Raw genomic sequence first — 10774 nt, 5'->3', positions numbered from 1 at the left:
TATAGAAAATTTTTAAAATTGGTGTCATTTATTTACCTCCCAATGTTTTTTGGGAGGTTTATTTTTAACATATTTTTATTTTTCACTCAAGGTATATATATATGAAACTGCTATTGATACGGCTTATAATTATTACTCTTCTGCAAAAACATATTCTCAGGCTAAGATATTACAAGTTTATGTAGAAAATATACTCGGTAATATACTACAAGAAAATGTAAAAAGTGCAGAGGCTCTTTCCGGATTACAGCATATAGCATCAAACACACAGGGAAGAATAAAGGATACCGAAACGGTTTTATCCCTTATTCTTGAAATATCGGAGCAAACAAATCTGCTTTCATTAAATGCAGCAATAGAGGCAGCAAGAGCCGGTGAAATGGGAAGGGGCTTTGCAGTAGTTGCAGATGAAGTTAGAAAACTTGCAGAAAGAACGGCAAAAAGCACTACGGAAGTAAGACAAACAATAGGTGGAGTAATATCAGATGTAAGTAAGATAACTGAGAATATAAATAAAATATACTCAAAGATGAATAAAGATAAAGAAGCATTCCAAAACTCTTTTAGTGCCATATCAAATACAATTGATATTATAAACAAAACTGCTGAAAATAATTTGAACTTAATAGAAAAAACATGGTCTATGATAGAACCTATACCGGAGATGAAAAAAGATGATAAACTCAGAGATTTTATCATGATAGGAGCAAAGATAATAGACCATGCTAAATTTATGAAGAATGTAGTGGATAAACTTGATACAAAAGATTATTCATTACTTGCAGACCATACCCAATGTACTTTCGGAAGATGGTATTATGGTGGTGGTATGGAGCAATTTAAAATTTACGGCACAGAATGTATAAATGTATTAAAAGAGACAGAAATACCTCATATAGAGTTCCATAAAGAAGGTAATGCTATAATCTCATTAATAAAAGAAGGAAAACTCCAAGAAGCTATATCTGAAAGCATAGAGTTTACTAATGAATCTCAAGAGATTATAGATAAACTTAAAAAAGTGGCAGAATGTATAAAAAATGCGAAATGATGGTGGTAGTAATAAGTGATAGTAGATAGTGAATAGTGATAGTAGTTAGAGGATAGTTGACGGGAAGCTTTTAGGGGCTTCCTGATTTTTTTTATTACAAATTTCCGTTTGATAGAGTCTCCGAAACTAATTTATTTTTAATTTAGTTGATTTATTTTATCAAAATTAAGAATATCCATATATTCCCATTCTTTATAAGCCATTGCGTACATTTTTTGTTTCGTTAGATAGTTTATTATATCTTCTTCTAATCTTAAACTTGCAAAGATAGGAATTAGTTTATATTCTCTATATTCCGGAAATAAAGCTAAAAATCTATCTATTTTTCTATCTTTAAACTCATTTATATAATCAATTTTCGGCGTAGATTTAACTTCTACTAAGAACACAGTTTTACAATCATCACTAACTGCTATAACATCAAATTCATCTTTTAATCCGGTTTTTTTATCTTTTTTCTTTCTGTTAACCTGTAAATCATCTATTTCACAATTAAAATATTGTTTTACAACAGGAGAAACTGCCGGAACTATTATATCCTCAACAATCGTTCCAAGTTTATTAGCTAACTCACCCCATCTTTTATTCATAGATTTTTTTAACTCATCCGTATCTTTTTTAATAGCCTCTTTAAATTTCTCAGTATCTTTATTAATAGCTTCTTTAAACTCTTGCATTTCCTTTCTCATAGCTTCTTTAAAGTTCTCGGTATCTTTTTTAATAGCCTCTTTAAATTTCTCAGTGTCTCTATTAATAGCTTCTTTAAACTCTTGCATTTCCTTTCTCATAGCTTCTTTAAAGTTCTCGGTATCTTTTTTAATTGCCTCTTTAAACTTTTCAGTGTCTCTATTAATAGCTTCTTTAAACTCTTGCATTTCCTTTCTCATAGTTTCTTTAAAGTTCTCAGTGTCTTTTTTAATGGCCTCTTTAAATTTCTCAGTGTCTCTATTAATAGCTTCTTTAAACTCCTCGGTATCTTTTCTAATTGCTTCTTTAAACTCTTTCATTTCGGTTCTCATTTCATCTTTAAATTCTCTCATCTCTTTGGATAATCTTTGTAATTCAAGTTCAGTTCTTTGTTGTGTTTTTATAAGTTCCGCCATCAATTTTTCAAGCTTATCTACTCTTTCTTTTGTTGTAGCCATTTTTATACTCCAAAGTTAGAGGTATATCTAAAAAATATATTCTAAGCCAATGAAATTTTCCACGATTTTTCAATTATAAATCCGGAAATCTTTTATAAAAATCATTCATTCTTTCGTAATAATGGGCTACCTGTAATATAGTTCCTTCATCAAAAGGTTTTCCTATTATCTGCATTCCCACCGGCATATTATCTTTAAATCCACAAGGTATGCTTATAGCCGGTACCGTTGCCATATTTACCGATACGGTGTATATATCCGATAGATACATCTGAATAGGGTCAGAAGATTTTTCTCCTATTTTAAATGCTATATCCGGTGTTGTAGGTGTTATTATAACATCAACATTTTTAAATGCATTCATAAAATCTTGATAAATTAATGTTCTAACTTTTTGAGCTTTTAGATAGTATGCATCATAATATCCGGAAGATAAAGCATAAGTTCCTATCATTATTCTTCTTTTTACTTCTGCTCCAAATCCTTCATCTCTTGTTTTAGAATACAAACTTTCCAAATCATTATAATCTTTTGTTCTATAACCGTATCTTATTCCATCAAATCTTGCTAAGTTAGAAGAAGCTTCCGAAGGTGCAATTATATAATATGCTTCTATTGCATATTTGCTGTAAGGAAGGGTTATTTCAACGATATTAGCTCCTTCTTTTTCAAGGGATTTTATTGCATTTAAAACTATATCTTTTATCTGTTTATCTAAATCTTCCGAGAAAAACTCAGATGGAATACCTATTTTAATTCCTTTTATATCTTTTCCTACAAAATCTAAAAAGTTAGGAACAGGATTATTTGAAGAGGTAGAATCTTTTTCATCTTTACCTGAGATAATATTCATAAGCAATGCTGTATCTTCTACTGTCCTTGTTATAGGCCCTATCTGGTCTAAGGAAGATGCAAATGCTACCAAACCGTATCTTGAAACCCTTCCGTAAGTTGGTTTTAAACCTACAACTCCACAAAATGCTGCCGGCTGCCTGATAGAACCTCCGGTATCAGAGCCAAGGGCTGCCGGTACAATTCCTGCTCCAACTGCTGCTGCTGAACCACCGGAAGAACCTCCCGGAACCCTTTCCAAATCCCAGGGATTTTTTGTAATAAAAAATGCAGAGTTTTCTGTAGATGAACCCATTGCAAACTCATCCATATTTGTTTTTCCGGTAATTATATAACCTTCTTTTTTAAGTTTTTCTATAACAGTGGCATCAAAAACAGGAATATAATTTTCAAGCATTTTTGAAGAGCAGGTGGTTTTTATATCTTTTGTTGAGATATTATCTTTAATTGCTACCGGTAAACCGTATAAATCCGGTATATTATCAAGCTTAGTTAAATTTTCATCTAAAATCTTGGCTTCTTGCAGGGCTTTATCTATTAAATTTGTAACATAACTTTTTATTTTTGGTTCAACTTTTTCAGTCCTTTCTGCAAAAGACTCTATAATTTCAGAAGGTTTGATTTCTTTTGTTTTTACTAAATCTGATAACTCTTTTAAACTTTTTTTCCAAAGCTCCATCATAACTCTCCTGCTTCTTCTTCTGATATAGGATTTTCCGTAATAGATAATCTGTCAAAATATTCTTTGTATCTTGTATCAGGTGTAGATAATTGAGATTCCATCTCTTTCGCATGCTCTATACATAAAGTAGTCCATGGTATAGCTTTTAATCTTTCTTTTTCTATCTCTTTACCACAAACTTCACATATACCGTATGTTCCATTTTCTATTCTCTCAAGGGCTTCATCTATCTTTCTCAGTAGCTCAATTTCAACATCTTCCAGTTCACCGAGAATTTCCTCTGTATAATCTATATAAGCATACTCTTCTAAATCTCTACTATCTTGACTTTCCTCTGTTAATCTATGTTCCGTTTCTTCCTGTTTAAAAAATCTTTCTAAAATCTTTCTTTTCATTTCTAATAACATTTTTCTGTATTCTAATAACTCTTCTTTTGTCATTTTTACTCTCCTTTTTAAAACATATTTTTTATTTTTTCAAATATAGATTTAAACTTTTCAGTTAAATTTATAGGCTGATTAAAAGATTCTATTTCATTTTTTTGTAAAGCATTTTTCTTAAATAATATTATTCCAATAGAGGTTGCATATTGTGGAAAAGATAGTTTATCAATGAATCCTTTGTAATTTCTTGGCTTTCCTATTCTTACATCTTTTTCTAATATTTTTTCTGCAAAATCTTTAATATAGCCTGTATTTGCAACTCCACCGGTCAAAACCACCCCTGCATTTAATTTTTGGTAATAACCTGAATTTTCAAGCTGTTCCCTTATTTTTTCTAAAATTTCCGATAACCTTGCTTCTATCGTATCTACAACTTCAAATCTTTCAATCTGGACTTTTTCTTCAGAGCCCCTTATCTCTACTTCTATAAAATCATTTTCTAATATATATTCTGTAGAAGCAAGGGAGCATTGAAGTTTTAAATTTTCTGCTTCCAATTTAGAGAGTTTAAATCTGTGGGCAATATCCATAGTTATCTGATTTCCACCTATAGGTAAAGATTTAATAAAATGAGGACTTCCATCTTTATATATTACTATATCTGTTGTACCGGCTCCTATATCAACTACTGCCACACCCATCTCTTTTTCTTCATCATATAAAACTGCATTGGCAGAAGCAATAGGCGTAGCAACAAAATCTGCAATTTTTATTCCTGCTGATTCTACTATTCTTTTGATATTGTTTAAATTAGTAGATTTATTTAATATTATATGAAATTCACCTTCTAATTTATTTGCAATTAATCCAACCGGATCTATGACTTTATCTTCTTCATCCAATACATACCACTTTGGAATTACATGAATTACTTCATAATTTTCTTTATTTACTTTGGTAGAAACTTTTTCTATTAGGGCAGTTATATCATTTTCATCTATCTCTTTTTGGGAAGTAGAAAATATTAAAGATTCTTTCTCATTTTTAAAATCTAAATGGGGTCCTCCAACATTAATAATAGCCGAGCTAATCTTAAATCCGGATGAAGCCTCTGCTAAGCTTACTGCTTCTTTTATTGATTTATAAAGTTCTCCCGGTTTTGTTATAATACCTTTTTCTATTCCGTTTGAATTTGCTTCTCCAAAACCTATAATATGAGTATCTCCTAAATCATCAACTTCAGCTAATATAACACTGATTTTTGCAGTTCCTATATCTATAGCTACCAAAATATTTTCTTTATTCACCTTTTATCTCCTTGCTATAACAATTGTATCAAAACTAAAATTTATATATTTATAATTATTAATACTAACTTTGCTAAAAAACAACTTTGCTTTTTCTAAATCTTCTTCCAAATTATCTGCTCCAAAAACTAATATTTTATCTTTCCAATTAACAACTATTTGAGACCTATAAATTATAATACTTTTTAAATCTTTAAAATAATTATTTAAAATTCCTAAATATTTTAACTTATTTTTATCAAAATTTTCATCTTGATAATCTATTATCGGTAAACTTTCGTAATTTTGATAATACTTAGGATTTAGAATATTGCCATTTTCATCTATTAAATATTTTTCAGATTTAAAATTTAAAATTGCAATTGGTTTGCTTTCTACTATTTTTAGCTTTAAATCGCCAAATTTTATTTTCTCTATATTTAAATCTTTAACAAAGCCATATTTTTTGACCCTATCTTTTATAATATCTTCATCTACAAATAACCATGTTTGGTCTTTAAATATTTCTTTTATATCTTTTTCTGTTAATTTATCTGTTCCTTCTACATATACATGTTTTATACCTAAGATATCTTTTACAAAAGGCAAAGTAGGTGAAAAATATCCAAATAATCCACATGCAAATAGCCATATAGCTATTAATAATATCTTACCTATTTTCATTTAAAGCACCTTCTATTATTAATTTTACAAGGTTATTAAAATCAATTCCGGCTGTTTTCGCTGCTTTTGGAAGCAAGCTATGTTCTGTCATTCCGGGAATTGTGTTTAATTCAAGTATATAAGGTTGTTTATCTGATAGAATAAAATCTACCCTTGCTGCTCCTTTGCATTCTAAGATTGAGTAAGCTTTTAGAGCCAAATCCTGTATATATAGATAGGTATCTTTTTCTATCTGTGCCGGACATATATATTTTGTTTTACCGGTTATATATTTATTTTGAAAATCATAAAATCCTTCTTCTACAACTATTTCTACTATATCAAGTGGTTTTCCATTTAAAATACTAACCGTTATCTCTCTTCCTTCTATATATTCTTCTATCAACACTTTTTTATCTAATTTAAAAGCTTCTTCCAATGCATTTTCAAGCTCTTGTTGGTTTTTTACAATATAAACTCCTATGGAAGATCCTTCTGTTGCTGCTTTTACAACAACCGGAAATTTTATATCTTTATTTTTTATCTCTTGCATAGATTTTATTGTAAAACTTTTCGGCACAGGCAAATTGTGGGATTTTAATATATCTTTTGTTGTTTCTTTATCCATACATACGGCACTTGTTTTAACACCTGAGCCGGTATATGGAATATTTAAAAATTCCAAAACTCCCTGTATTATTCCATCTTCTCCAACTTTTCCGTGTAAAGCTATAAAAGCAACATCCGGTTTATATTCCGAAATCTCTTTTATAAATTTAAGTGGCTCTACTATATCAAACACTTTATAATCATAATTTAACTCTTTTAAAGCTTTTTCTACTGCTTTACCGGATTTAATGGAAATTTCCCTTTCTTTTGATACTCCACCATAGATTAAAGCCACTTTAACCAATAATCTTAACCTCTCTTTCAAGATTTATGTTAAATAAGTTTTTAATATCCCTTTCGGCAGATTGGAGTAAATTCATTAAATCTTTAAAAGATGCATTCCCATAATTTACTAAAAAATTAGCATGTTTTTCTGAAAATCCTATATCATTTATTCTTTTTCCTTTGTATCCGGCTTTTTCAAGCAGTAATCCGGCATAGCTATTTTCCGGATTTTTATAAGTAGAGCCGGCAGTAGGTAAATCAAGAGGTTGTTTGCTATTTCTTTGTATTAGGTGATTTTTTATTATTTGAGATATATCTTTATCTGATTTTTTAAGTTTTAATGTTGCAGAAAAAACAAAACCATCTTTTTGAAATCTCGTATATCTATAACTATGCTCTATCTCCTCTTTTTTTGAATAGATAATATTTCCATTGTTATCTATCCATTCAACATCTTCTAATATATCAAAAACTTCAACACCAAAAGCTCCGGCATTCATTGCCACTGCCCCGCCGATGGTTGCAGGAATACCTGATAGATACTCAAAACCTTCCAAATTATATTTTTTAACTATCTCAATAATATTTTTAAAACTTACTCCTGCTTCTGCTTTTATATAAAAAAATCCATTTTTTTCAAAGAGTTCTATTTTTTTTAAATTTTTAGTATGAATAAATATTTTATCAATTTCTCCATCTTTAAATATAATATTACTTCCAAGACCAAGAGGAATAATTTTTTCTCCGAACTCTCTTATCAGTAATGATAACTCTTCTTTATTTTTAGGGAAAAATATTATCTTACCTTTTCCGCCTATCTTTATACTGCAAAACTTTCTTAAATCAATCCATTCTTCATTTTCTATTTTATTTTTTAATATTCCCACTTTTAGTTATCTCATTAAAAATAAATTCGGCAGTATCTAATTTTACCAAACTTTTTAATTCTTTTTCTACATTTATATTTATTGATTTCTCCACGGTGTTTTTTAATTTTTGTATATCTATCTCTTCTTCTCTAAGGATTTCTGCTAAATTTAGCTCTTTTAGCCATTTTACATTATAATATTGATGGTCTGATACTGCATAAGGGAATGGGATATAAATTGCATATCTTCCACTTGCCATTATCTCATTTACCGTACTTGCTCCGGCTCTTGATATTACTAAATCACAGGCTCTAAGATATAATCCCACATCTTCCGTATATTTTATATCTATCAGATTTTCCGGTTTTTCTTCAATATTATGTTTTCCCGTGATAAGTATGAATTTAAAATCTTTTAGTTGTTTTGCAAGCTCTGTTGTGATTGAGATTAATTTTTTTGCTCCCTGACTTCCACCTATTACAAATATAACTTTTTCATCTTTATTTATACCTATAATCTTTCTTGCTTCTTCTTTTGATAAATTTATCTGCTGTTTTATCTTTTCTCTAAGTGGAAGTCCGCAATGTATTGCATTTTTAAAATATTTTTTTGTTATCTCAAAAGTTATAAATATTTTTTTTGAAAATTTTGAAAGGATAATATTTGTGTATGAAGGTATTGAGTTTTGCTCGTGGATATACAAAGGAGTTTTTGTTAAAAAGGAAGCAATACCAAGTGGTAAAGATACATACCCACCGAAAGATATTGAGTAATCCGGTTTTTCTTTTTTGATTAATCTAATTATAAAATAGGTAGCTTTTAATAGAGAAAATATACCTTTTACTGCATTTATAAATGATTTACCTCTTACTCCTTTTGTATCAAGCAGAATTTTTTCTCCATATGGAAAATCTTTTTCTTTTTCTATACCGTTTTTAGTGCCGATGAATACAACTTTATATCCATTTTTATGAAACTGCTGGGCTACTGCCAATGCCGGATAAAAATGTCCTCCTGTTCCTCCTCCGGAAATAAATACGGTTTTATTAGCCATATAATCTCCTTTTATATTGGCTTTTGTTTGGCTCTTTTGATATTCTAAGCAGTATTCCAAAATAAACCATATACATAACAAGTGAAGAACCACCATAACTGATAAATGGCAATGTAAAACCGGTAGAAGGCATTAGGCTAACATTCACAAGCATATGAAACAAAGCTTGAAGTGATATTAAATATGTAATCCCTATTCCTAATATCTGAGTAAATTCATCATCCTTTTCAAGAGAGATTTTTATTCCTCTGTATAGGATAATTAAGAATAAAGTTATAACAAATATTACTCCAAAGAAACCGGTTTCTTCACCGATTAAAGCAAATATATAATCTGTATGGATTTCCGGAAGATATCTTAATTTTTGTGTCCCGTTTCCTATTCCTTCTCCCCAAAAACCACCTTTTACAAAAGCCAATATAGCTTGAAAAGCCTGATATCCGGAGTCAGTTCTTGTTTGAACCGGGTCAATAAATCCTTCAATCCTTCTCCTTACATAAGGAGATTGTAAAGCATATATAATTGCCAATATTATCAAAGGTGAAGAAAAGGCTAAGAATCTTACAATATGTTTTAAAGAAAATTTTGATGAAAACATAATCAAGATAGTTAATAAAAATAAAAATATTGCCGCTCCTTTGTGGGGTTCTATAAATACAAGAAAACCCATAACTCCTACAGCAGCACCGATAGGAATATAACTTTCTAACTTTCCATAAAAATCTTTATCTTTTTTTGTTAAAAATTTCGCTAAAAATAGTATAAGGGCAAATTTTGCAAATTCTGAAGGCTGAAATCTGAAAAATCCAAAGCCAAGCCATCTTTTTGCAGATGTTGATTCAACATGAACCGGAAAAAGCAAAACTAATATAAGTAAAATGATAGATATTATAAATATATGGTAAGCATATTTTTTCCAAAAATTTATTGGCACCAAATAAGCTATAAAACCAAATATAAAAGCCACAATAAGCCATAAAATATGCCTTTTCAGATAATAAAAAGAATCTCCTCCGGAGATAATACCAGAACTAAATGTAGCACTATAAATAAATGTTATACCGGTAATAATTAAAAGAAAAACAGCTAAAAATAAAGTTTTGTCAAAAAGGGCTTCCCTAACCAACTTTTAGTTTCATACCTCTTATATAAATAATTATACCGGCTATAACCATACCAATCGTAATAATTTGATTCCATGTTAGATTTATAATAGGAATTGGTGGAGTTACTCCCCTGATAAATTCAAGTAAAAATCTTTCTAATCCGTATAAAATAAGATATAAAGCAAGAATTTGTCCGTCAAATTTTTTCTTTTTATAAATAAAAAATAGCAATATAAAAATTGTAAAATTTCCTATGGCTTCAAGAGGTTGAGTAGGATATAAAGGCATTCCCGGTGGAGCTAATGTATGAGGATTATGCGGAAATGTTATTGCAAAATCTCTGAATATAGAATCAGCAGGAACAGGTTTTCCATAACAACAACCGGCAGCAGTGCATCCAAGCCTTCCAAAAGCATGCCCTATAATAATTGATACACCAGCAATATCTCCTATTTTCAAAAGTGGCAGATTATATTTTTTTATAAAATAAATAGCCGTAATTACACCACCTAAAAATCCACCAAACCAATCAATACCACCTTTCCATACAGCTATATAATCTATAAATGAATTAAACTCATCTAAATGTTCAATTACATAAGCTATTCTTGCACCTATAAAAGCTCCAATTAATGTATAAAAAATTAGATTTTCTACTTTTTTTACATCTAAATTCTCTTTTTTTGCAAAATATAAAGCAATAGAGTATCCTACAATCAGTCCTATCGCTACCAAAACACCATAAGTATGTATTGTAAAATTTCCAATTTGTATTAAATCCGGAAACAT

The 10774-nt window shown here is 29.5% G+C and carries 11 protein-coding genes; 1 reads left to right on the top strand and 10 read right to left on the bottom strand.

From position 1 onward, the window contains the following. Positions 1-49 precede the first annotated feature (49 nt). Complete coding sequence (locus tag QOR43_RS01000; protein WP_265134951.1) at positions 50-1051, top strand: methyl-accepting chemotaxis protein; 1002 nt, start codon at positions 50-52, stop codon at positions 1049-1051. 137 nt (positions 1052-1188) lie between these two features. On the opposite strand, the gene QOR43_RS00995 is transcribed toward QOR43_RS01000, so the two are convergent. The 10 genes from QOR43_RS00995 to lgt form a co-directional block, all read right to left on the bottom strand. Continuing rightward, positions 1189-2196, bottom strand: coding sequence for an apolipoprotein A1/A4/E family protein (locus tag QOR43_RS00995; protein WP_265134940.1), 1008 nt, complete (start codon positions 2194-2196; stop codon positions 1189-1191). A gap of 73 nt (positions 2197-2269) precedes the next feature. Next, entirely contained in the window at positions 2270-3727 is a 1458-nt protein-coding gene (gene gatA / locus QOR43_RS00990) for an Asp-tRNA(Asn)/Glu-tRNA(Gln) amidotransferase subunit GatA (RefSeq protein ID WP_265134941.1), read from the bottom strand. Beyond that, a complete protein-coding gene (locus tag QOR43_RS00985) occupies positions 3727-4170 on the bottom strand; it encodes a TraR/DksA family transcriptional regulator (protein ID WP_265134942.1) in 444 nt (147 codons plus the stop codon). The genes gatA and QOR43_RS00985 overlap by 1 nt, the downstream gene beginning before the upstream one ends. A 14-nt stretch (positions 4171-4184) precedes the next feature. Further along, positions 4185-5420 carry a cell division protein FtsA gene (gene ftsA, locus QOR43_RS00980; protein ID WP_265134943.1) on the bottom strand — a complete coding sequence of 412 codons (1236 nt, stop codon included), beginning with the start codon at positions 5418-5420 and terminating at the stop codon, positions 4185-4187. 3 nt (positions 5421-5423) lie between these two features. Further along, on the bottom strand, positions 5424-6083 hold the full coding sequence (locus QOR43_RS00975; RefSeq protein WP_265134944.1) for a cell division protein FtsQ/DivIB: 660 nt from the start codon (positions 6081-6083) through the stop codon (positions 5424-5426). Next, entirely contained in the window at positions 6070-6996 is a 927-nt protein-coding gene (locus QOR43_RS00970) for a D-alanine--D-alanine ligase (protein ID WP_283571399.1), read from the bottom strand. The genes QOR43_RS00975 and QOR43_RS00970 overlap by 14 nt, the downstream gene beginning before the upstream one ends. Further along, on the bottom strand, positions 6968-7843 hold the full coding sequence (gene murB, locus QOR43_RS00965) for a UDP-N-acetylmuramate dehydrogenase (RefSeq protein WP_265134945.1): 876 nt from the start codon (positions 7841-7843) through the stop codon (positions 6968-6970). Before murB ends, QOR43_RS00970 begins: the two co-directional genes overlap by 29 nt. Continuing rightward, positions 7824-8879, bottom strand: a complete 1056-nt coding sequence (murG, locus tag QOR43_RS00960) for an undecaprenyldiphospho-muramoylpentapeptide beta-N-acetylglucosaminyltransferase (protein WP_265134946.1) — start codon at positions 8877-8879, stop codon at positions 7824-7826. Before murG ends, murB begins: the two co-directional genes overlap by 20 nt. After that, on the bottom strand, positions 8872-10005 hold the full coding sequence (ftsW, locus tag QOR43_RS00955; protein ID WP_265134947.1) for a putative lipid II flippase FtsW: 1134 nt from the start codon (positions 10003-10005) through the stop codon (positions 8872-8874). The genes murG and ftsW overlap by 8 nt, the downstream gene beginning before the upstream one ends. Continuing rightward, the gene (lgt, locus tag QOR43_RS00950) at positions 9998-10774 is read right to left on the bottom strand and encodes a prolipoprotein diacylglyceryl transferase (RefSeq protein WP_265134948.1); all 777 of its coding nucleotides are present in this window, start codon (positions 10772-10774) and stop codon (positions 9998-10000) included. Before lgt ends, ftsW begins: the two co-directional genes overlap by 8 nt.

This window comes from Venenivibrio stagnispumantis, assembly GCF_900182795.1.
Classification (GTDB): domain Bacteria; phylum Aquificota; class Aquificia; order Aquificales; family Hydrogenothermaceae; genus Venenivibrio; species Venenivibrio stagnispumantis.
Note: the sequence above shows the minus strand (reverse complement) of the source record. Positions and strands in the feature narration are given on the sequence as shown.

What these genes read in the sequence shown, in the direction of transcription:
- QOR43_RS00995 (WP_265134940.1), bottom strand. Translation starts at nt 2,196, where the DNA reads ATGGCTACAACAAAAGAAAGAGTAGATAAGCTTGAAAAATTGATGGCG.
- gatA (WP_265134941.1), bottom strand. Translation starts at nt 3,727, where the DNA reads ATGGAGCTTTGGAAAAAAAGTTTAAAAGAGTTATCAGATTTAGTAAAA.
- QOR43_RS00985 (WP_265134942.1), bottom strand. Translation starts at nt 4,170, where the DNA reads ATGACAAAAGAAGAGTTATTAGAATACAGAAAAATGTTATTAGAAATG.
- QOR43_RS00975 (WP_265134944.1), bottom strand. Translation starts at nt 6,083, where the DNA reads ATGAAAATAGGTAAGATATTATTAATAGCTATATGGCTATTTGCATGT.
- murG (WP_265134946.1), bottom strand. Translation starts at nt 8,879, where the DNA reads ATGGCTAATAAAACCGTATTTATTTCCGGAGGAGGAACAGGAGGACAT.
- lgt (WP_265134948.1), bottom strand. Translation starts at nt 10,774, where the DNA reads ATGTTTCCGGATTTAATACAAATTGGAAATTTTACAATACATACTTAT.